General features: G+C 63.0%; 27 protein-coding genes and 1 tRNA gene. 20 read left to right on the top strand and 8 right to left on the bottom strand.

What is annotated here, in order from left to right; all coding sequences use genetic code 11:
- Positions 1 to 50: 50 nt before the first annotated feature.
- From G8E03_RS10755 to G8E03_RS10745, 3 genes are read right to left on the bottom strand one after another with little or no spacing between them, the layout of a single operon-like run.
- Positions 51 to 977, bottom strand: a complete 927-nt coding sequence (locus tag G8E03_RS10755; protein ID WP_166191539.1) for a site-specific tyrosine recombinase XerD — start codon at positions 975 to 977, stop codon at positions 51 to 53.
- Positions 974 to 2,434 carry a hypothetical protein gene (locus G8E03_RS10750; protein ID WP_166191536.1) on the bottom strand — a complete coding sequence of 487 codons (1,461 nt, stop codon included), beginning with the start codon at positions 2,432 to 2,434 and terminating at the stop codon, positions 974 to 976. The genes G8E03_RS10755 and G8E03_RS10750 overlap by 4 nt, the downstream gene beginning before the upstream one ends.
- Positions 2,431 to 2,568 carry a hypothetical protein gene (locus tag G8E03_RS10745; protein ID WP_166191533.1) on the bottom strand — a complete coding sequence of 46 codons (138 nt, stop codon included), beginning with the start codon at positions 2,566 to 2,568 and terminating at the stop codon, positions 2,431 to 2,433. The genes G8E03_RS10750 and G8E03_RS10745 overlap by 4 nt, the downstream gene beginning before the upstream one ends.
- Positions 2,569 to 2,713: 145 nt before the next feature.
- On the opposite strand from G8E03_RS10745, the gene G8E03_RS10740 reads away from it, so the two are divergent.
- Both G8E03_RS10740 and aroB read left to right on the top strand, forming a co-directional pair.
- Positions 2,714 to 3,259, top strand: coding sequence for a shikimate kinase (locus tag G8E03_RS10740; RefSeq protein WP_166191530.1), 546 nt, complete (start codon positions 2,714 to 2,716; stop codon positions 3,257 to 3,259).
- Entirely contained in the window at positions 3,256 to 4,395 is a 1,140-nt protein-coding gene (gene aroB, locus G8E03_RS10735) for a 3-dehydroquinate synthase (RefSeq protein ID WP_166191527.1), read from the top strand. The genes G8E03_RS10740 and aroB overlap by 4 nt, the downstream gene beginning before the upstream one ends.
- Before the next feature lie 47 nt (positions 4,396 to 4,442).
- Here the strand turns inward: aroB and G8E03_RS10730 are convergent, their stop codons facing one another.
- Together G8E03_RS10730 and G8E03_RS10725 are read right to left on the bottom strand one after the other, a co-directional pair.
- Entirely contained in the window at positions 4,443 to 5,426 is a 984-nt protein-coding gene (locus G8E03_RS10730) for a DMT family transporter (RefSeq protein ID WP_205793067.1), read from the bottom strand.
- A complete protein-coding gene (locus tag G8E03_RS10725) occupies positions 5,381 to 6,334 on the bottom strand; it encodes a radical SAM protein (RefSeq protein ID WP_240910332.1) in 954 nt (317 codons plus the stop codon). Before G8E03_RS10725 ends, G8E03_RS10730 begins: the two co-directional genes overlap by 46 nt.
- Before the next feature lie 127 nt (positions 6,335 to 6,461).
- Between G8E03_RS10725 and G8E03_RS10720 the strand changes: the two genes are divergently transcribed.
- Positions 6,462 to 7,172 (top strand): SDR family NAD(P)-dependent oxidoreductase, encoded by a 711-nt coding sequence (locus G8E03_RS10720; RefSeq protein WP_166191521.1) that lies wholly within the window; start codon positions 6,462 to 6,464, stop codon positions 7,170 to 7,172.
- A 53-nt stretch (positions 7,173 to 7,225) separates the two neighbouring features.
- On the opposite strand, the gene G8E03_RS10715 is transcribed toward G8E03_RS10720, so the two are convergent.
- A tRNA-Gly gene (locus tag G8E03_RS10715) sits at positions 7,226 to 7,301 on the bottom strand.
- Positions 7,302 to 7,455: 154 nt separating this feature from the next.
- Between G8E03_RS10715 and G8E03_RS10710 the strand changes: the two genes are divergently transcribed.
- The 10 genes from G8E03_RS10710 (at position 7,456) to ureG (ending at position 13,520) form a co-directional block, all read left to right on the top strand.
- Complete coding sequence (locus tag G8E03_RS10710) at positions 7,456 to 8,295, top strand: urease accessory protein UreD (protein ID WP_166191518.1); 840 nt, start codon at positions 7,456 to 7,458, stop codon at positions 8,293 to 8,295.
- Positions 8,296 to 8,302: 7 nt separating this feature from the next.
- Positions 8,303 to 8,605 carry an urease subunit gamma gene (locus tag G8E03_RS10705; RefSeq protein WP_166191515.1) on the top strand — a complete coding sequence of 101 codons (303 nt, stop codon included), beginning with the start codon at positions 8,303 to 8,305 and terminating at the stop codon, positions 8,603 to 8,605.
- A 45-nt stretch (positions 8,606 to 8,650) separates the two neighbouring features.
- Positions 8,651 to 8,806, top strand: a complete 156-nt coding sequence (locus tag G8E03_RS10700) for a hypothetical protein (RefSeq protein WP_166191512.1) — start codon at positions 8,651 to 8,653, stop codon at positions 8,804 to 8,806.
- On the top strand, positions 8,803 to 9,108 hold the full coding sequence (locus tag G8E03_RS10695) for an urease subunit beta (protein ID WP_166191509.1): 306 nt from the start codon (positions 8,803 to 8,805) through the stop codon (positions 9,106 to 9,108). The genes G8E03_RS10700 and G8E03_RS10695 overlap by 4 nt, the downstream gene beginning before the upstream one ends.
- A 170-nt stretch (positions 9,109 to 9,278) precedes the next feature.
- Complete coding sequence (ureC, locus tag G8E03_RS10690; RefSeq protein WP_166191506.1) at positions 9,279 to 10,979, top strand: urease subunit alpha; 1,701 nt, start codon at positions 9,279 to 9,281, stop codon at positions 10,977 to 10,979.
- The gene (locus G8E03_RS10685; protein WP_205793065.1) at positions 10,976 to 11,494 is read left to right on the top strand and encodes a hypothetical protein; all 519 of its coding nucleotides are present in this window, start codon (positions 10,976 to 10,978) and stop codon (positions 11,492 to 11,494) included. Before ureC ends, G8E03_RS10685 begins: the two co-directional genes overlap by 4 nt.
- A complete protein-coding gene (locus G8E03_RS10680) occupies positions 11,491 to 11,937 on the top strand; it encodes an urease accessory protein UreE (protein WP_166191500.1) in 447 nt (148 codons plus the stop codon). The genes G8E03_RS10685 and G8E03_RS10680 overlap by 4 nt, the downstream gene beginning before the upstream one ends.
- 52 nt (positions 11,938 to 11,989) lie before the next feature.
- Positions 11,990 to 12,223 carry a YrhK family protein gene (locus tag G8E03_RS10675; protein WP_347340496.1) on the top strand — a complete coding sequence of 78 codons (234 nt, stop codon included), beginning with the start codon at positions 11,990 to 11,992 and terminating at the stop codon, positions 12,221 to 12,223.
- The gene (locus G8E03_RS10670) at positions 12,223 to 12,855 is read left to right on the top strand and encodes an urease accessory protein UreF (protein WP_166191494.1); all 633 of its coding nucleotides are present in this window, start codon (positions 12,223 to 12,225) and stop codon (positions 12,853 to 12,855) included. Before G8E03_RS10675 ends, G8E03_RS10670 begins: the two co-directional genes overlap by 1 nt.
- A gap of 53 nt (positions 12,856 to 12,908) precedes the next feature.
- Positions 12,909 to 13,520 (top strand): urease accessory protein UreG, encoded by a 612-nt coding sequence (gene ureG / locus G8E03_RS10665; protein WP_166191491.1) that lies wholly within the window; start codon positions 12,909 to 12,911, stop codon positions 13,518 to 13,520.
- Between the two features lie 41 nt (positions 13,521 to 13,561).
- Here the strand turns inward: ureG and G8E03_RS10660 are convergent, their stop codons facing one another.
- Together G8E03_RS10660 and G8E03_RS10655 are read right to left on the bottom strand one after the other, a co-directional pair.
- Positions 13,562 to 13,957: a hypothetical protein gene (locus tag G8E03_RS10660; protein WP_166191488.1), complete on the bottom strand. Its 396-nt coding sequence runs from the start codon at positions 13,955 to 13,957 to the stop codon at positions 13,562 to 13,564.
- Positions 13,954 to 15,156, bottom strand: a complete 1,203-nt coding sequence (locus G8E03_RS10655; RefSeq protein WP_166191485.1) for a pyridoxal phosphate-dependent aminotransferase — start codon at positions 15,154 to 15,156, stop codon at positions 13,954 to 13,956. Before G8E03_RS10655 ends, G8E03_RS10660 begins: the two co-directional genes overlap by 4 nt.
- Before the next feature lie 173 nt (positions 15,157 to 15,329).
- On the opposite strand from G8E03_RS10655, the gene G8E03_RS10650 reads away from it, so the two are divergent.
- The 7 genes from G8E03_RS10650 (at position 15,330) to G8E03_RS10620 (ending at position 20,767) form a co-directional block, all read left to right on the top strand.
- The gene (locus tag G8E03_RS10650) at positions 15,330 to 15,728 is read left to right on the top strand and encodes a helix-turn-helix domain-containing protein (RefSeq protein ID WP_166191482.1); all 399 of its coding nucleotides are present in this window, start codon (positions 15,330 to 15,332) and stop codon (positions 15,726 to 15,728) included.
- Positions 15,729 to 15,815: 87 nt separating this feature from the next.
- A complete protein-coding gene (locus G8E03_RS10645) occupies positions 15,816 to 16,736 on the top strand; it encodes an ROK family protein (protein WP_166191479.1) in 921 nt (306 codons plus the stop codon).
- Entirely contained in the window at positions 16,733 to 16,993 is a 261-nt protein-coding gene (locus G8E03_RS10640) for a succinate dehydrogenase assembly factor 2 (RefSeq protein ID WP_166191476.1), read from the top strand. The genes G8E03_RS10645 and G8E03_RS10640 overlap by 4 nt, the downstream gene beginning before the upstream one ends.
- Positions 16,994 to 17,059: 66 nt before the next feature.
- The gene (locus G8E03_RS10635; protein ID WP_166191473.1) at positions 17,060 to 17,569 is read left to right on the top strand and encodes a MarR family winged helix-turn-helix transcriptional regulator; all 510 of its coding nucleotides are present in this window, start codon (positions 17,060 to 17,062) and stop codon (positions 17,567 to 17,569) included.
- 258 nt (positions 17,570 to 17,827) lie between these two features.
- Positions 17,828 to 19,054 carry a helix-turn-helix domain-containing protein gene (locus tag G8E03_RS10630; RefSeq protein ID WP_166191470.1) on the top strand — a complete coding sequence of 409 codons (1,227 nt, stop codon included), beginning with the start codon at positions 17,828 to 17,830 and terminating at the stop codon, positions 19,052 to 19,054.
- Between the two features lie 76 nt (positions 19,055 to 19,130).
- Complete coding sequence (gene ispG / locus G8E03_RS10625; protein WP_166191467.1) at positions 19,131 to 20,261, top strand: flavodoxin-dependent (E)-4-hydroxy-3-methylbut-2-enyl-diphosphate synthase; 1,131 nt, start codon at positions 19,131 to 19,133, stop codon at positions 20,259 to 20,261.
- A gap of 8 nt (positions 20,262 to 20,269) precedes the next feature.
- Positions 20,270 to 20,767 carry a DUF1499 domain-containing protein gene (locus tag G8E03_RS10620; protein WP_166191464.1) on the top strand — a complete coding sequence of 166 codons (498 nt, stop codon included), beginning with the start codon at positions 20,270 to 20,272 and terminating at the stop codon, positions 20,765 to 20,767.
- The last annotated feature ends 12 nt before the right edge of the window (positions 20,768 to 20,779 follow it).

The raw sequence follows: 20,779 nt of genomic DNA, 5'->3' as shown, positions 1-20,779 counted from the left end.
TCGGGGCCGCCACGGGCCCGGTTTGCCATTCCGTCAAGTTTGCCATTCCATCAAGCCAGCGGATGTTTCTCCAACACCAGGGCCCGCAGTCGTTCGTCCAGTACGTGGGTGTAGATTTCGGTCGTGGAAATGTCGGCGTGGCCCAGCAGCATCTGGATCGCCCGCAGATCGGCGCCTCCTTGCAACAGGTGCGTGGCGAAGGCGTGGCGCAGTTTGTGCGGGCTGACCTTCTCAGGGTTGAGGCCGGCCTGCGCGGCGATCTGCTTGAGCGTCAGGAAAAAGCTCACGCGGGTCAGATGGCCGGATTTCCCGCGTGAGGGGAACAGAAACCGGGCGGGGGGCTTGCCACGGGGGCGGGCCTCCTCGATCCGGTCGTGTTCGGTCAACCATGCGGCAAGGGCGTCATGCGCATCTGCCGAGAGGGGGACCATGCGGTCGCGCCCGCCTTTGCCCCGGATCAGGATCATGCGCGGGCGACCGCGCGCCGCGGCGACCGGCAGGCTGACCAGTTCGCTGACACGCAGACCCGTGGCGTAGAGCATTTGCATCAGGCAGGTATTGCGCAAGCGGTCGGTTTCGGTGCGCCCGACCCGTGGCGCGGCGGCGAGCAGGGCGTCCACCTCCGCCATGGTCAGGGAGTCGGGAACCCGCTTTGCCTTGGCTGGCCCCCGGATCAGGGCGGCCGGATCATCGCTGCGATACCCCTCGACAAAGGCGAAGCGGTAGAACTGCCGCAGCGCGCTGAGCCTGCGGGCACGGGTGGCGGTGGCCATGCCCTGGGAGTCCAGCGCGCTCAGGAAGGCTTCGATATCGGCGCGGGTGGCCTCCTCGACCGGGGCGCGATCCTTCTGAAAATCCATGAACAGGCGGATGTCGCGGGTATAGGCGGACAGGGTATTGGTCGCGGCGTCCTGCTCCGCCCGGATCGTATCGAGAAAGGCGCGAAGCCAACCTTCGGCTGTGCCGGTATGGCTCATCCCCGATCCCCGAGGAACAACGTCTCGACCGCGATGGCACGGGCCAAACGGTCCTGCCCGGCCCGGCGCAGCAGAATCAGCGCGCGGCGCAGGTCGTCCGTCTCGACCATGGTGCCCGCGTCCAGAATGCGCAGCGCGTCGAGCAGCCGACTGCCGATGGCGCCGGGGGCGATGGGATCCTCGATGGCTGTGTCAAACGCATCGTAGATCGCGCGGGAGAGGATGTCGCGATCGTGGCGCGGCGGTTCGTCCGGCATGGGCGCGGGCGGCGTCATCTGAATCGCATAGGCCACGCGGTCGGCATAGGGGGCGGGATCCGGCATCCACGCGCGCGCACCCGCGCTGCGTCCGTCCAGCAGCATGTATTGGGCAACCAGATCGTCAGCCTCGCCCACCGGAATTGCACCCAGAGCGGAGCCGTATTCCCGCGCCGCCGCGGCCCGCAGGCCAAGCGGGGCAAGCAGGCTGTCCATCTCATGCAGGGCGGTGAGCACGGTTTCAGTGTTGTTCGAGCGCAGCGCCGCGTCGAAATCCTGGACGGCCTGCGCGCGGCCCCAGATGCCCCCCGAAGCTGCCGGAGAACCCGCCCGGTAGGCGGAGAACAACACCGAGGGCGGCAGGACTCCGCCCCGGGCCAGCGCCTCCGCCGCGGCCATGCGCGCCCGCAAGGTTCGGTTCCCCGTCAGATCACCATCCATCCAGGCCAAAGGCAGCGGACCGGGGGCGCGGACCTGTCCCGTACTTTCGCGCAGGGCGAAGGCAAGGGCGGTCATCGGCTCGGGCAGCGGCAGTTCGGTCGTGGGGGGAAATGCCTCACTGTCGAGAAACCAATGCAGGTGATCGGCCATTACGGGATCGAACTGGTCCAGCGCCACGGCGGTATCCAGTGTCAGTTTCGCCAGCGGCCACTCCCCATGCCGGGCCTTGCACCAGATGGTATGGGCCAGACCCGGCGAAAGGCCGGGGCGCGCGGCAAGGCGTGCGCAGGCCGGCGCGGACCGGTTGGTCAGGGCCGCGACATCCAGCGCCAGGGCCACGATCTCCGCATCGCTGGCAGTTACGGGCGCGCGGGCCAGCATCGCCTCCGCCGCGTCCAGGCTGCCAAGTTCGAGCAACGCTTCGATCCGCGCGGCGAGCACGTCGCCGGTGTCCCCCTCAGGCGGGATCGCCTCGGCCAGCAGCAGACGCTCGAACAAGGCGCGGGCGCTGGGGGTTCCGGTGCCCTTGACGGCACGAATATCGCGCACCACACGCGACGAGGTGCTGGATGACCACAGATCCGTCGGAAGCCCCGTGGCCCGCGACGGCAGCAGACCCAGCGCGGTGCCGTCGATCTCAGGCAGGATCTGTTGATCCACACCCGCCCCGGTCTGAGGCACGGCTTCCTGCGCCATCAGCGGCAGAGCCAGGATGAGCGATCCGACGATCGCAGCGACCGCGCCGACGCGCATCGTCACGATCCGTCTTGCAGGTCGATTTGAAGTTCCACCGGCGCAGTGGGCGCGGCGGGCGGTACGATCACGGAATAGACCGCGAATCCCGCGACGATCAGCAATAGCAGTACGATAAGGTAGAAAATGACTTTGCCCATGGGGCCCCCGCCTGTGTGCAACATGCCCGGACTTCGCGTTGTGCCTTGCCCGGACGCCTCATTTTTGACAGATGCTAACGCGATGGCGCGGCAGGGTCCAGCAGGCCCGGCCGGTCGAGGTAGTATAGTAGAGGGGGTCAGCGTGATGAACGAAGTCGTGGACCCGGCGCCCGGACGCTCGATCGTGTTGATCGGTCTGATGGGTGCGGGCAAGACCAGCGTGGGCAAGCGACTGGCCGCGCGGTTGGGCAGGCCCTTCGTGGATTCCGACCATGAAATCGAGGAAGCTGCGGGCCAGGACATCCCTTCGATCTTCGCCACGCTGGGAGAGGGCGCGTTCCGCGACGGTGAGCGGCGGGTGATCGCGCGGCTGTTGACCGGCGCGCCCAAGGTTATCGCCACCGGCGGCGGTGCCTGGATGAACGCGCAGACCCGCGCCGCCATCGAAAAGGATGCACTGTCCGTTTGGCTGGACGCGAAGCTGAACACGCTGCACGCGCGGGTCGCTGGCAAGCCTGGACGGCCCCTGCTGGACGGGCAGGACGCAAATCAGGTGCTGGAACGGCTGATCGCGCAACGCTATCCGCTCTATGAGCAGGCGGACGTGCGCGTGCTGTCCACAGCAGGCGCAAATCATGAGACGATGGTGGACCGCATCCTGCGCGCCATAGAGCAGGAGCAAGAAAAATGAACAATGTTATCAATTCTTCGACAGAGGTTGTTAATGTGGGTCTGGGCGCGCGCAGTTACGATATCGTCATTGGTCCCGGTCTGTTGGCCGACGCGGCGCAGCGGATTGGCGCGCTGCTCCCCCGCCCGCGCATTTCGATCGTGACGGAGGAGCGGGTCGCGGCCCTGCATCTCGACGCCTTGCAAGCCGCGCTGACTGGCGCGGAGATCGAAAGCGAGGCGTTGATCCTGCCCCCGGGTGAGACGACGAAGAACTGGGCGAATCTGGAACGCACCGTCGAATGGCTGCTGGAACGCAAGGTGGAGCGCGACGATCTGGTTCTGGCGTTCGGCGGCGGGGTGATTGGCGATCTGGCGGGCTTTGCCGCGTCGATCCTGCGGCGGGGCGTCGGCTTCGTTCAGGTGCCTACCAGCCTGCTGGCGCAGGTGGACAGCGCGGTTGGCGGCAAGACCGGCATCAATTCCGTGCGGGGCAAGAACCTGATCGGTGCCTTTCACCAGCCACGTCTGGTCATTGCGGACATGGATTTGTTGGGAACGCTGCCGCCGCGCGATTTCCTCGCCGGCTATGGCGAGGTGGTGAAATACGGACTGCTGGGCGATGCCGGTTTCTTTGACTGGTTGGAGCGGAATGCCCCCGCGATGGCGCGGGGCGATGTTACCGCACGCGCATATGCCGTGCGCAGGTCGTGTGAGATGAAGGCCGGGATCGTCGCGCGAGATGAGGAGGAGCGGGGCGAGCGTGCCTTGCTCAACCTTGGCCATACCTTCGGCCACGCGCTGGAGGCCGCGACCGGCTATTCCGACCGCTTGCTGCATGGCGAAGGCGTGGCGATCGGCTGTGCATTGGCGTTCCAGTTATCGGCCCGGTTGGGCCTGTGCGCGCAGGAGGATCCCAGCCGGGTGGCCGCGCATCTGCGCACAATGGGGATGAAGACCACCCTGTCGGACATTCCGGGCGATCTGCCGGACGCGGACGGTCTGATTGACCTGATGGCACAGGACAAGAAGGTCCGTGACGGTCAGGTGACCTTCATTCTGGCACGCGCAATAGGTGAGGCCTTTGTGGCAAATGGTGTCGATATGGCGGTCGTGCGCTCCCTGCTGGTTGAGGAACTGGCGGCGCGGGCCGTCTAGCTGTCAGACAACCCACGCATCCCGGATCGAGAGAAATCCGCCAGATATTATCCGGCGGTGCGCTGCCGTGCACGAACCGCGCCCGAGGCCAGCAGAACTCCGGTGGCCACGACCCCGATGCCAAATGCCTTGGCGGGGCCCAGCTGTTCCCCCAGAAACACCCAACCGCCAACCGCCGCCATGACCGGAACCAGCGCCGCGCAGGCGGCGACCTTGCTGGGCGCGATCCGCGACAGCGCGTAGCCATAGGTCATCGTGGATACGAACCCGCTGAGCACACCCTGCATCACCACCTGCAACGCCAAGGTCGAGGGCGGGGTAGCCGGAATGCGGCTGGGCATCACCAGCAACAACAGCAAGAACGCCAGCGACGACCAGAAACAGATCATCGCCGCCGCATCCACCGGTTTGATGTTGCTGCGTTTGTACGCGACGGTATAGCAGGCCCACAAAATCGCAGCGAGCGAGAACAGCAGATGCCCCGGCCACGCCCCGGCGTCCGCATTGTGCACGATGTCCCATCCCCCGATGCCCAATGCGCCCGCGAGGATCATCACAAACCCCGCGATCCGCATCCGAGAGAACCGCTCCCCCAGCAGAAAGAACGACAGCACCGCCACATGAAACGGAAGCATCGACGGCGCGAAGACGCCGCTGTCCGCAACCGGTGCGTAGCGCATTCCCCAACTGAGCAGGAAGACAAAGGCGAATCCGCCGGTCAGGGCGATGGTGACAATCTCGATTGGCCTCGCCCCCGGGGGCAGGGGTGAGCGGCGCAGCCAGATCGGGGCGAACAGCAGTGCGGCCGGAACGAAGCGCAGCAACCCCACATCCACCGGGCCAAGCTGCGCCGTCGCCGCCGCCCGTGTGACGATCAGGAAGCTGGCCCAGATCATCATCGTCACCGCGACCGCAGCCCAGGCGAGAACGGTCTCGTTGACCCTGCGCGGCGGCTTCGGCGCGATATTGGTGGGATACGAGACGGTCAAACCGAGCAGCTGGCCCCGCCCAGCACGCAGAACTTCGCACAATGCGGATGGTTCAGTTTTACCGGACGTTCCGCTTCCTCCAAAGTCGTACCCAACTCGAATTCCGGCGAATAGGGCAGCAGCGTACAGGCCAGTACGGCAGGGCTGTCCGCGCCCTTGCGCTTGACCACCATGCGGCTGGACGAACACATCACATCGTGTGGGGATTTGTTCAGGATACGCCAGCAGGAGGTCGTGATCTCCGGCACGTCAGCCTGCGCGTCCATTTCGGGAAACAGCACGGTCCGACCGGGATCCGTCGCGTCGATGGGGAAGCGTTCCACATCGAACAGAGCGGCATAGCCGGCGCGACTGTCCGCTTCGCTATCGCCCCACAGGGTGCGACCGGCGACGGCCATCGCGAAGCCTTCGTCACGCAGCCAGCGCATGCCGTCCAGCGTCACGGCATAGGCACCTTTGCCCCGCTCCTCATCATGCATCTCCGCCCGGAAATGATCGAGCGAGATCCGCATGGTCAGCTTGCCGGGATAGGCATCGCGCAGTTCGCGCAACCCCTCCTGAACGCGGGGGCGCATCATCGGGCGCATGGCGTTGGTCAGGATCAGAACCTCGAACCCGGCGGAGAGCGCGCGGCGCGTCATCTCGATTATCTGGGGGTTCATGAATGGCTCACCCCCGGTGAAGGCGATCTCGTGCACGGACCACTTGCGCTCGACGATCTGGTCCAGATAGGCGCTCACCTCATCCGCGGTGATATATTCCAGACGGTCGTTCGTGGGGGAGCTTTCGATGTAGCAGTTCACACACTCGATATTGCACAGCGTCCCGGTGTTGAACCACAACGTCTCCGCCTTCATCAGCGCCACTTCGGCACGGGTTTCGCCCTTGGCCGTAATGTCGGGATCGGAAAATTTCGTGGGGGCCAGCGGCGCGGCGATATGCGTATTCAAAGATCAGTTCCTCACCTGTTTCACCGGATCTGGCTTGTATGACCTAGCTTGAACAGCGCCCATTTGCCAGACAGTCTGGATCACAACTTGATGTGGAAGGTCCATCTTAATGTGGAGCGAAGGGGCGATGCGGGCAATCATAATCGGCGCGACCAGTGGAATTGGTGAGGAAATGGCACGTCAGATGCTGGCCGAAGGCTGGCACGTCGGCATTACAGGCCGCCGGATCGACCGGCTGGAATCGCTCGCCGGCGCGCATCCCGGCAAGGTCGAGGTGCAGCGCATGGATGTGACCGACCCCGAGGCGGCCGAGGCCGGGCTGGCCGATCTGATCACGCGCATGGGCGGTGTGGACACGATCGTCCTGTCCTCCGGTGTCGGCAAGTTCAACAAGGCGCTCGATACACTGCCGGAGGTGGAGACGATCGACGTGAATGTGATCGGTTTCACGCATCTGGCCCTCGCCGCGATGCGGTACTTTCTGGGTCAGGGGGCGGGACACCTGGTCATCATCTCCTCGATCGCGTCGCGCCGGGGGGATCGGGCGGCGCCGGCTTACAACGCGTCGAAGGCCTATCAGGCTCGCTATGCCGAGGGGTTGCGGAAATATGCGGTCCGCAAGGGCAGCAACATCACCGTGACCGACGTGCAGCCCGGCTATGTCGATACCGCCATCGTGCAAGGCAAGGTGCCGTGGCTGCAACCGGTGGACAAGGCCGTACGCCAGATCCTGTCTGGAATGAAGGCTCGACGCAGCCGCATCGTGGTCACCCGCCGTTGGCGATACGTCGCCTGGGTCATCGAGCGTATGCCGGAGAGGCTGTGGCACAGATTGTGATCCGCACCAGCAGGCACCGCGTCCACAAGAATGGAGTTGTAAGGGTGGTTTACTGGAGCGGGCGACCGGGCTCGAACCGGCGACCCTCAGCTTGGGAAGCTGATGCTCTACCAACTGAGCTACACCCGCGTTCCAGTGCAGATGGGCTACGACACGTCCGTCCGGGCGTCAAGCGTTCCTGCACATGACGCGCCTCTGCGTCTCACCGCCTGATTTCTGCACAGTGCCGCGAAAGGTGCATAAGGCGTTGCCAGTTCGGCGCGCGCCTGCTTTATATTGTGCAATGCAACAGCTCCGCCACCTTGCCGACAGTCCGCCCGACAGTCCGATCGTGCCGCACCAGCGGGCGCGCGGTCTTGCGCGAGTGGGCTTCGGACCAGAGGGACGGCTGACAGCCTTGCGTCAGCAGGGATCGGGCAAGGTGATGTTGCCGCGCACCCATGGCGCAATGCCGGAGGCGGTTTTCGTAAACACTTGCGGCGGGGTCACGGGCGGCGACCGCTTCCGCTGGGAATTGTCGGTCGGGCAGGGCGCTTCGGCCACCGGAACGACGCAGGCGGCGGAGCGTCTGTATCGCGCCAGTGGTGGTCGCGGACGAATCGAGACCGTGCTGACCGCCGCTGCCGGGGCGACGCTGCACTGGCTGCCAATGGAAACGATCCTGTTCGAACGCTGCGCGGTTGACCGGCGGATCGAAATCGACCTGTCAGGCGACGCGACCTTTCTGGGGGTCGAGGCGCTGGTGCTGGGCCGTGCCGCGATGGGGGAAACGCTGACCCATGCACATTTCGCCGATCACTGGCGCATCCGGCGCGATGGCAAACTGGTTCAGGCAGAGGCCTTCCGTCTGAGCGGTGATCTGCGCGAAGTATTGTCCGGCCCCGCCACCTTGCGCGACATCCGGGCCGTCGCCACGATCATTCTGAGCGCACCGGATGCCGCCGACAGGTTGGAACCGCTGCGCACGCGCCTGCCTCAAACCGTAACGTGCGGGGCAAGCACGTGGAACGGCCAGTTGATCGTTCGCCTGCATGCGGCGGACTACCGCCCGCTAAAGGCCGCCTTGATCGAGATTTTGACCTGGCTGCGGGGCGCACCCCTGCCAAGGGTCTGGAATATGTGAGGACGAAATGAACCTGACCCCCCGAGAGAAAGACAAGCTGCTGATCAGTCTGGCCGCGATGGTCGCGCGCGGTCGATTGGAACGGGGCGTGAAGCTCAACCACCCTGAGGCCATCGCCCTGATCACCGATTTCGTGGTCGAGGGGGCGCGGGACGGCCGCTCGGTCGCGGATCTGATGGAGGCAGGCGCCAGCGTCGTTACCCGTGACATGTGCATGGAGGGCATCGCCGAGATGATCCATGACGTTCAGGTCGAGGCGACATTCCCTGACGGCACCAAGCTGGTGACAGTGCACCAGCCCATCCGGTAGCGCCGCCTTCGGCGAGGATATTTTGAGAAAGTGAAGGAGACCGCAATGAAATCCATCGTCCTGATACTCGCGAGCCTGCCCGGTGCCGCTTTGGCACATGGGGGCTCGGTCGTTCATGCCCATCCGCACGGGGCGGAGGGGCTGATCGCGGGTCTGGCCGTCATCGCGATTGCCGCCGGCCTCGCGTGGCTCCGTCGATGATCCCGGGGGAAATCCTGCCTGCGTCTGGTGAGATCGAGTTGAACGCGGCGCGCGCCGTTGTCAACCTGACCGTCGCCAATACCGGCGACAGGCCCGTGCAAGTCGGCAGCCATTACCATTTCGCCGAGACCAACGCCGCGCTGGAATTCGACCGGGACGCGGCGCGGGGCCTGCGGCTGGACATCGCTGCGGGCACGGCCGTCCGCTTCGAGCCGGGGCAATCGCGCGATGTGGCGCTGGTGCCCTATGGCGGCGCGCGCAAGGTCTTTGGTTTCAATGGAAAAGTCATGGGGGCGCTGTAATGGCACTGGCTCTCGATTGCGCAAGCTCGCCGCACGCTGCGCAGGCCGGCGGTATCTTGCCCCGCGATCTTCGGCGTAGTGTCACGCTGTCTGTTCAGCGCTTGTACCGCCAACGCCAGCCCCTAGCCGCTGGGACTGTTGCAAGTCCGGCTATCTGAGAGGATATTCCCATGCCCACCCGCATTTCCCGCGCCGCTTATACCGACATGTACGGTCCCACCACTGGCGACAGGGTGCGACTGGCCGATACCGACCTTATCATCGAGGTTGAGAAAGACCTGACAACCTACGGTGAGGAAGTGAAATTCGGAGGCGGTAAGGTGATCCGCGATGGCATGGGGCAGTCGCAGGCAACCCGGGCCGAGGGGTCTGCCGACACGGTCATTACCAATGCGCTGATCGTCGATCATACCGGTATCTACAAGGCCGATGTCGGCCTGCGCGAGGGACGTATTTCCCGGATCGGCAAGGCGGGAAATCCCGACACGCAGGACGGCGTGGACATCGTCATCGGGCCGGGAACGGAGATTATCGCCGGTGAGGGGCGCATCCTGACCGCGGGCGGTTTCGACAGCCATATCCACTTCATCTGTCCACAGCAGGTTGAGGATGCGCTGCATTCCGGGATCACGACGATGCTGGGCGGCGGCACGGGGCCCGCACACGGGACGCTTGCCACCACCTGCACCCCCGGCCCGTGGCATATCGGGCGGATGTTGCAGGCGCTCGACGGATTGCCGATGAACTTCGGGCTGGCGGGCAAGGGCAATGCCGCCCGCCCTGATGCGCTGGTCGAAATGGTCAGGGCCGGGGCCTGCGCCCTGAAGCTGCACGAGGATTGGGGCACCACCCCGCAGGCCATCGACACCTGTCTGAGCGTGGCCGACGACATGGATGTGCAGGTGATGATCCACACCGACACCCTGAACGAGAGCGGCTTTGTCGAGAATACCCTCGCCGCCATCAAGGGCCGCACGATTCATGCCTTCCATACCGAAGGGGCCGGCGGCGGCCATGCGCCCGACATCATCAAGGTCTGCGGCAATGCGAACGTCATCCCGTCCTCCACCAATCCGACGCGGCCCTATACGGTAAACACTTTGGAGGAACATCTGGACATGCTGATGGTCTGCCATCACCTGGACAAGAGCATTCCCGAGGACGTCGCCTTTGCCGAAAGCCGCATCAGGCGAGAGACCATCGCGGCGGAGGATATCCTGCACGACATGGGCGCGTTCTCGATCATCGCATCGGATTCGCAGGCCATGGGCCGGGTGGGAGAGGTCGCCATCCGCACATGGCAGACGGCGGACAAGATGCGCAAACAGCGCGGTCGCTTGCCTGAGGAGACGGGCGAGAATGACAACATGCGTGTCCGTCGCTATATCGCGAAATACACCATCAACCCCGCGATCGCCCACGGCATCAGTCGCGAAATCGGCTCGGTCGAGGAGGGCAAGCGCGCCGACCTGGTGCTGTGGTCCCCCGCCTTCTTTGGCGTGAAGCCCGAAATGGTGCTGATCGGCGGCACCATCGCAATGGCGCAGATGGGCGATCCGAACGCCTCGATCCCGACGCCGCAGCCGGTCTATTCCCGCCCGATGTTCGGCGCGCTGGGGCGCGCGCAGGAGGCAGCCTCGGTGCATTTCGTCAGCGCGGCGGCGGAGCTGGACCATCTGGGACTGCGCAAGGGCACCGTGGCAGTCGAAAACACCCGCAGCGGCATCGGCAAGGCGGCGATGGTCCTGAACGATTATTGCCCCGATATCGAGGTCCACCCGGAAACATACGAGGTGCGCGCGGATGGAGAATTGCTGACCTGCGAACCCGCCGAGATTCTGCCGATGGCTCAGCGGTATTTTATGTTTTGAAACGTCTTCAAGAGCCAGAAGCGAGCGAGCGTAGTCCCGCATCAGCGATGCTATTAGCCTCGGGGGAGTTTTCACGCGCAGCACGAGCGCTGCTGGTTGAGACAAGTTGGGTCGTTCAGAAAGTGCCACATCCCAAGGCGACCTGGCTACTGCTCGGACAATCTTGGGAGCTGGGTTTGAAAGCACTTTTGCGTGCGGATGGAAAAACAGTGACCGAGCTTGCCCACCGGAACTTGGGCCATAAGCTTCGAAAGCTGATTTCAGCTTTGGAGTCGACTTTGTCGTGGCCAGCCATTTGGATAAAGATAAGGGCTGCGTCAGGTCTTCCTGAAGACGAGTTCGAAGACCTTTTTGATTGGCTTGCGGCTTGGCACGCAGAGCCCAGTTACAGTCGCTATGTTCAAACTGGACAGTACGATATCTTAGATCCCGAACCGCTACTCCGTGCTGTCGAACAACTACAGATCGACGGACGCGCTATCACCATAACTGCTTCCAAACGAGAAAACGAATGACCCGCGCCACCCACCTCACCCACTCCCATGACACACCTGCCGACACGCTGACCCTCGCCTATGACGACCGGTATCGGCGGCGGATGGCGATGTGTTCGGATAATGGCCTGTCCTTCCTGCTCGATCTGGCGGAGGCGCAGGACATGCGGCCCGGTGACAGTCTTGTGCTCGACGATGGACGGACAATCCGCATCGTCGCCGCCGATGAGCCATTGATGGAGGCGGTTCCGGCCGATCCGGCGAACCTGCCGCGCGTGGCCTGGCATGTGGGCAACCGGCATTTGACGTGTCAGATCCTCGACGATCGGCTGGTATTGCGCGCGGACAAAGTGATCGGGCACATGCTCGAACATCTGGGCTGCACGGTCACGTTCCGCGACGGACCCTTTACCCCTGAAGGCGGCGCCTACGGTCAGGGCCGCACCCATAGCCACGAGCATTGACGAGATGATATTTGAAAAGAACCGCCGTAACGCCTCGGCTGATCACAGGCGAATGCATGCGCTCTATGAAATCGCAATCACGATTGCTGATTTTCTGGCGGCGATATCCTTTGTGATCGGCTCGATCCTGTTCTTTTCTGATTCGACGCAAACCGTGGGCACGTGGTTCTTCCTGCTCGGCTCCATCATGTTTTTCGTCAGCCCGTCGATCAAGGTGATGCGTGAGATCAAGCTGGCCAGCATGGGTGATGTCGACGATCTGGCCAAGCGGTTCGAGAGGGAATGATGCGCGACGTCCAGCTGCTGCATCAATGGTTGTCCCCCGGCTATCCGTCCGGCGCGTTCGCTTGGTCGCACGGCCTGGACCGGCTGATCGACGATGGTGAGATTCTGGATGCGGCAGGGCTTGAGGCCTGGCTGTCCGGCGTCCTTCGCAATGGCTCCGGCTGGAGCGACGCGGTCCTGCTGGCCAACGCCTACAATCACCCCGAGCGCGCCGATGAGGTAGCTGAATTGGCTGCGGCTTTGGCCCCGTCGCGCGAACGTTATGCGGAGACGATGGACCAGGGCATGGCCTTCGCGCGGGTGAATGCAGCGGTTCTGGGCGGCGGTGATGCACCCTGCGCCTATCCCGTCGCTCTGGGCCTTGCGGCGGCGAGAGAAGGTGTGGCGCTGGACCTGACGCTGACGCTATACCTTCAGGCCTTCATCGCCAATCTGGTCAGCGCGGCAGTTCGCGCCGTGCCGCTGGGGCAAACCGATGGACAACGCGTGATATCTTCGTTCGCCGATCCTTGCCGCGAAACAGCCGAAGCCGCGTGCACCGCCGATTTGGATGATATCGGGGGCGCGATGATCCGGGCTGACATGGCCTCGATCCACCACGAGACGCAATATTCGCGGATGTTTCGATCCTGAGAAATCATTATAAAACAATTCATTAAGACACATAATTCACGAGGAGCAATAACATGAAATCGAAGAACGGACCGCTGCGCGTGGGATTGGGCGGTCCTGTCGGAGCCGGCAAGACCGCGTTGATGGAACAGCTGTGCAAGGCGATGGCAGGCACCTATTCCGTCGCGGCGATCACCAACGACATTTACACACGTGAGGACGCCGAATTCCTGATGCGCGCGCAGGCGCTGCCGTTGGAACGCATCCTAGGGGTGGAGACCGGGGGCTGTCCGCACACCGCCATTCGCGAGGATTGTTCGATCAATCTCAACGCCATCGACACGATGGTGGGCAAGTTTCCCGACCTCGATCTGGTGCTGATCGAAAGCGGCGGCGACAACCTGTCGGCTACATTCTCACCCGAGCTGGCCGACATCACGATCTATGTCATCGACGTCTGCGCCGGGGACAAGATCCCACGCAAGGGCGGGCCGGGCATCACGCGGGCGGATCTGCTGGTCATCAACAAGATCGACCTGGCCCCGCATGTGGGCGCGTCACTGGAAGTGATGGCCCGCGATGCCGAAATCCAGCGCGGCACCCGCCCGACCGTTTTCACCAATGTGAAATCCGGCGATGGCGTGGCGGATATCGTCAGGTTCATCGAAACCACCGGCGGGCTATAGCGCCGGGGCCTTCTTCACGGAGCTTTGTGCGCCGGGATGCCTCAGTCCTTCTCCTCGCCGTCCATCTGCTTCTTGACGAGGGTGGAGCGCAGATCGTGCATCGCCAGCAGCAAGCGGTTGGCGACGGCCTCGACATCGGCGGGTTCCGCGCGGGACTGGAACCATTGCGCGGCGAAATTCATCTGGTCGATCAGACGCTCGATGTCGTCACGCTCACGCGAGAGCAGATCGGCGCGGCGCGCTTCGATCCACGCATTCATCTGCTCAATTTCCGCGTCACTGGGGATCTGCTGGCCGTGCGGCTTGATCTCACCGGACCGGATGTTGATGACGGCAAGCTGCCGCAGGTCGAGCCGCCGCTGCCGGTTTTCGGTGTCAACGCGGAAGACCGCCGCGCCGTTGTCCCGGGTGCGAAAATGCAGGTCTGAGTTGCTCATTTCAGGGCCTCGCAGAACCGCGCGATACGAGTGCAGGCCTCGACAAGTGTATCATCGGCCGCCGCATAGCTGACGCGAAAGGCGGGCGACAAGCCGAACGCCCCACCGAAGACCACAGCCACGCCCTCGCTGTCGAGCAGCTCTGTCGCGAAGTCCTCGTCTGTTTCCAGAACCTTGCCTGACGGCGCGGTCTTGCCGATGCACCCGTCTATGGTCGGATAGACGTAGAAGGCCCCATCGGGGGTCGGGCAGTGGATTCCGTCGCACGCATTCAGCATCCGCACCACCAGATCGCGGCGGCGTTGGAATGCGTCGCGACTCATCGCGATGTAATCCTGCGGGCCGTTCAACGCCTCCACCGCGGCCCACTGGCTGATCGAACAGGGGTTCGAGGTCGATTGGCTTTGAATCTTGCGCATTGCCGCGATCAATTCGACAGCGCCGGCTGCATAGCCGATGCGCCAGCCGGTCATAGCGTAGGCCTTGGACACGCCATTGCAGGTCAACGTCCGGTCATAGAGTTTCGGTTCCACCTCGGCGGGCGTGCAGAATTCGAAACCGTCAAAGGCGATATGTTCGTACATGTCATCGGACATGATCCAGACATGCGGATGGCGCAGCAGCACATCGGTCAGCGCCTTTAGCTGTTCGCGGCTATACCCCGCGCCCGACGGGTTCGAGGGGGAGTTGAAGATGAACCACTTCGTCCGGGGGGTGATCGCGGCCTCTAGCTGTTCAGGCGTGACGCGAAACCCCTGATCGGCGGAGCCTTCGACGATCACCGGGTTGCCCCCGGCGAGCAGCACCATGTCGGGATAGCTGACCCAGTAGGGCGCGGGAATCAGCACCTCATCGCCTTCGTTCAGCGTGGCGACCAGCGCATTATAGAGCGTTTGTTTGCCCCCTGCGCCGACGCTGATCTGGTTCGGCTGATAGCTCAGGCCGTTTTCCCGGCGAAACTTGTCACAGATCGCCTGTTTCAGTTCAGGTATGCCGTCGGGGGCGGTATAGCGTGTCTTGCCCGCGTCTATCGCGGCCTTGGCGGCGTCGCGGATGTTTTCGGGGGTGTCGAAGTCCGGCTCCCCGGCGCTGAGGCCGATGACATCACGACCCTCAGCCTTCAACTCGGCCGCGCGGGTTGTCACTGCGATCGTGGGAGAAGGCTTCACACGGGACAGGCTGTCGGCGAGGAATGGCATTCTCTGCTCCTTTGAATTCAATACGTCAAACACCTGACGCATTGCGCCACCCAGATCAAGGATCGCATCCTCGGCCGCGAAACCGAAGCCACTTAAACCCAAGCTGAATTCTGGGGGCGACAAATGGTTCGGGCGCTCTAAGCTGCGGCAAGACCGGACGAGAGGAAACAGACATGCACGATCAAGAGTTGGGCGGAACGGACAACTATTTTCACGAAGACATGGCAACCTTCGGTGACCGGCTGGCCGCTGCGCGCGAAAATCTGGGGTTGGAGCAGGCGCAACTGGCCCGAAAGCTGGGCGTGAAGGCCAGCACCATCGCCAATTGGGAGGATGACCGTTCGGAGCCGCGCGCGAACCGCGTCACCACGCTCGCCGGGCTTCTAGGGGTCAGCATCAAATGGTTGTTGAGCGGGCAGGGCGACGGCCCCGTGATCATCACCGACGAGGATTCCGATACGGCGGATGCACTGGCGCTGATGGCTGAAATGCGCCGCATTCGCGGTCAGCAGGCCAGGCTGACAGACCAGCTCGGCGTGGTGGAGAAACGCTTGCGCGCGATCCTGGGCTAATGGCTTGGGCAATGATCGGCGCTTGCCAGTGTCGAGTGGCTTTGTGATATAGCCTCTCAAAGCGCTTTAGCAGGATTGGGGACTCTCATGCCCATCGGTGTGGATTACGGCGGGACGAAGATCGAGGCGATCGCCATCGCGCCCGACGGGCAGGAACTGTCCCGCAGGCGTATTGCCACGCCGCGGCACGACTATGCCGGCTCCCTCACCGCCATCGCCCGGATCGTGGCTGAGGTGAAGGAGCTGTCGGGTCTGCACGCGGAGCCTGTGGGCATCGGCATTCCGGGCGCGGTCGGCGCCGATGGCAAGGTATTCAACGGCAATTCCACATGGCTGATCGGACAGGAGCTTGCGTCCGACCTGCAAGGGCTGATGGGTTGCGTCGTGCGGGTCGCGAACGATGCGAACTGCTTTGTTCTGTCCGAGGCGATCGACGGAGCCGGGCGCGGAGCGAAGATCGTCTTCGGCGCGATTCTGGGAACCGGCGTCGGGGGCGGGCTGGTGATCGACGGAAACATGATCGAAGGGGCATCCGGCATGGCGGGCGAGTGGGGCCATTCGCCGCTGCCCATCGGCGATGTCGAGGAATTTCCCGGCCCCGAATGTTTCTGTGGTCGGCGCGGATGTGTGGAGCAGTGGCTGTCGGGACCGGGGCTGGAAGCGGATTATGCGCGCGATTGCGCAATCCCGGTCGGTACGGGCCCGCGCGTGCAGGAAATCCTCGCCCGTGCGCAGGAGGGGGAGGCACAGGCTGAATCGGCTCTTTTGCGTCACCGTCGCAGACTTGCCCGCGCCCTGGCCGGCGTGGTCAACGTGCTGGACCCTGACGTGATCGTGCTGGGCGGCGGGGTTTCGAACCTTCCCGGACTGGCGGAGGAGCTGCCCGAGCTGATGCGCCCGCACGTCTATTCTACACATACGAACGTCGTCGTGCGCCGCGCGATCTTTGGCGACAGTTCCGGTGTGCGGGGCGCCGCACGCATCGCCAGAGGAGAGGCTTTTCTATGACCGAAACACATGAAAACAGACTGAAGCGACTGCGGATCAGATCGTGGCGTCGCGGAACCAAGGAAATGGACCTGATCCTCGGCCCCTATGCCGACGCCGATCTGGCCGCGCTGCCGGTCGCACGCATCGACGATTACGAGGAGCTGCTCGAGGAAAGCGATCACGACCTGTATTCGTGGTTTTCGGGGCGTGAGGACACACCCCCCCGGCACGTGGAGATGATCTCCACCATAATGGAGGGACGCCAGTTTCGTTAAAACCTTCGTAACGAATGGCGGGCTACCTTGGTGCGAGCAGTACGATAAGGTAGTCAAGAAATGGTGATGAGCGATCTGGCGGAGTCTCTGCCCAACCCCGACGAACGGAATCTCGACGATTTTCTGGCGTCATATCTCGAAACCCTGTCGATGGTGGAGCGTCTGCATCGGCTGCTGCTGGATGTCATCAAGGATGAGTTCGAGCGTTTGCAGGTCATCGACATCAACTCAGTACAGGCGCTGCTGTTGTTCAATGTCGGGGCAAACGTGCTAACCGCAGGTGAGTTGAAGAGCAGGGGCTACTATCAGGGGTCGAACGTTTCGTACAACCTCAAGAAGCTGGTGGATGCAGGCTACATGCATCACGAACGTTGTATCGCGGATCGCCGTGCCGTCCGCGTTCGCCTGACCGACCGGGGGATCGAAGTGCGTAACCTCGTCTCCGGCCTGTTTGAGCGTCATGCGGAGGGTATCGTACGCCGTGGTGTCCTGCCTGAGGGCCGGATCGACGATATCAATTCCGACTTACGCGGGGTCGAGGCATATTGGACCGAGCAGATTCGCTACATTTATTGAGTCGCATTGACTGGCCTAGCGCCCGTCGAGTCCCGCCAACCTCCTTTTAGGCGATATATCGCTCATATCAGACGGTCGCGCGGTGAAATCCGAAGGTTTGGAGGCGTTTTATCCTTGTCATGCCTCAATTCCTGCATAAAAGCGGTTCTGCGTAACGTGTCATTCTGCTAACGTATTTGTACAACCAAAGCGCGCAAAGCGTTGGGATATGGGACAGGTTTGCATACCAATGCGGGCCAAGGCAGATTGGGCATAGATGTGGCGTGGGACACGGACGGCACTCTTTCAGGTTTCGACTCCTATGAGGTAACTCTGGGCGATCAGTTGCGCGGTGAACGCGCGACGAAGGGAAAGTCGCTTCTGGATGTACAGCGAGAGCTGAGGATAAAGGCTGCCTATATCGCGGCGATCGAGAATTGCGATCTGGAGGTATTCCCAAATCGCGGATTCGTCGCGGGGTATGTTCGCAGCTATGCCCGCTATCTGGGCCTAGCGCCTGAGGAAATCTATCAGCGGTTTTGTTTTCATTCCGGCTTCAACGGTGTGAATGCCGATATCCAAGGGCGCCATGTCCAGGGGCGGGCTGGCGCGACTGCACAATCTAGAGTTGTCTCGCACAAGGTCGATCTGAAGAACGATCCGCTGTCGCGTGGCAAGCTGTCTGGCCCAGTCGCTGAATCCGGTTTCGACTTTCGTGCTCTGCTGGGCGGCACGCTGTCGCTGCTCGTGATGGCGGGGCTGCTGGGTGGGGTCGGCTATGGCGGATGGCGGGTCCTGCAGGAGGTTCAGCGGGTCGAACTGGCTCCCGTTTCGCAAACCCCGGTCGTAGCGGATGAGGGTGTGACCCTAGCGACCGTAACCCCAGATGAAAGCGACATCACAACACGTGCCGCGACCTCCACGGTGGAGCGGGATGCGGCGTTGGAGCGTTTGTACCGTCCCGAACCTCTGGTCCCGGTAATGGCCCCACGCGACGGACCCATCGCCTCCATCGATCCGGAGCAGGTCGGAAGCTTCGCCAACCGCATCACCAACGACCTCGTTCCCGAGCAGGAAACCGTCGTGGCCGCGAATATGGACGCGCTGCCGCCGAGTGCTGCGGAACTGCTGGCCTCAGTCGAAATGCCCCCGGTGCCGCCGATCGTTTCCGTGATCGCATCGCAGGCAGCGTGGATCCGCGTCAGTCAGGCGGACGGCGCGACCTTGTTCGAAACCATTCTGGCCGCGGGTGAGAGTTACGTCGTGCCCGAGGGTGTAGACTCGCCGGAGCTGCGTGCCGGCAACTCCGGCTCGGTTTTCCTGTCCGTCGGGGATCAGCTGTTCGGGCCTTTGGGGAATGGTCCGCGCGTCGCCAAGCAGGTTTCCCTGCTGGCCGAGGACATTCCGCAGGTGTGGTCTCTCGCGGAACCTACGGCGGAGCAAAGCGCCGCATTGCAAGGTGCGTTGATCAGCACGGCGGAGCGTACGGCCCGCGCCACCGACTAGCGCCGCTGCTGCGGGTGACATGTGCGCCCGACATACTTATGTTCAGATCGAACCAAAGCTGATCAGGGCCCATCAGATGCAAAATCATATCCGCCCATGGCGCAATATCGACCGGCGTGTCAGCCGCAAAATCCATGTTGGATCCGTGCCTGTCGGCGGCGATGCGCCGATCAGCGTGCAAACCATGACCAACACGCTGACCCATGACGCCAAGGCGACCATCGCGCAGGTTCTGGCCTGTGCGGAGGCCGGGGCGGATATCGTGCGGGTCTCCTGCCCGGATGAGGCCAGCACGGCCGCCCTGCATGAAATCGTTCGGGAAAGCCCGGTTCCCATCGTCGCGGACATCCATTTTCATTACAAACGCGCCATCGAGGCAGCGGAGGCCGGTGCGGCCTGTCTGCGGATCAATCCCGGCAATATCGGCTCTCCCGAACGGGTGCGCGAAGTGATCAAGGCCGCGAAGGACCACGGGTGCTCCATGCGCATCGGCGTCAACGCCGGCAGTCTGGAACGGCACTTGCTGGAAAAATACGGTGAGCCGTGCCCGGATGCCATGGTCGAGAGCGGGCTGGATCATATCAAGCTGTTGCAGGACAACGATTTTCACGAGTTCAAGATCAGTGTGAAGGCTTCCGATGTTTTCCTCGCCTCCGCCGCTTACATGGCCATTGCCGAAGCGACAGATGCGCCGTTGCATCTGGGCATTACCGAGGCAGGCTCACATTACGCGGGCACCGTGAAATCCGCGATCGGTATGGGAAATCTGCTCTGGGCCGGGATCGGTGACACAATCCGTGTCAGCCTTTCGGCCGATCCGGTCGAGGAGATCAAGGCGGGTTTCGAGATCCTCAAATCCCTGGGGCTGCGGCATCGGGGTGTGAACATCATTTCCTGCCCCTCCTGCGCGCGGCAGGGCTTCGACGTGATCGCCACCGTCGCGGAACTGGAGCAACGGTTGGAGCATGTCAAAACGCCCATGAGCCTGAGCATCATCGGCTGTGTCGTGAACGGACCGGGTGAGGCGCTGATGACCGATGTCGGATTTACCGGCGGTGGGAATGGCGCGGGTATGGTCTACATGGCGGGCAAGCAGGATCACAAGCAGGGGAACGCCGGGATGATCGACCATATCGTTGAACTGGTGGAAAAGCGCGCAGTCCAGATCGAGGCCGAACGCGACGCCGCGCGCGAGGCCGCGGAGTGATCGGCAAGGTGATATTCTGGATCGCAGTCGGCGTTGTCGTCATCGGGGTGGGTGGCGTCTACATGATTCGCAACGTGTCGCACGATCCTGCTGTGTGGCATGTCGATCCGCTGACCGCCCCCACGCCCGACACGCCGAATTCCTATCGCATGGTTCCTGTGATCGAAGGCTACGAGCCGGTCACGCAGGAGCGTATCGACCGCGAATCCCCGATCTACGATGCCAATCCCGCCCTGATCTCGCAAGCGTTCGACGAGTTCGTGCTGCGCCAGCCCCGGACGGAACGGATCGCCGGTACGCCTGAAACCGGCTGGATGACCTATGTTCAGCAATCGGAGGTCATGCGATTTCCCGACTACATTTCGGTCTTGTTCCTCGACCTTGGAAACGGGCAATCGACGGTCGCCATCTTCTCCCGCTCTCGCTACGGCCATTCCGATCTGGGCGTGAATGCGAACCGGGTGGAGCGTTGGCTGTCGTCATTGTCCTCGTTCGAGGTGGAGTAGGGCTTGACCCCG

Source organism: Pontivivens nitratireducens, from assembly GCF_011290545.1.
Lineage (GTDB): Bacteria > Pseudomonadota > Alphaproteobacteria > Rhodobacterales > Rhodobacteraceae > Pontivivens > Pontivivens nitratireducens.
The sequence above is the reverse complement of the archived record's forward strand: the minus strand, read 5'-3'. Positions and strand labels throughout refer to the sequence as shown.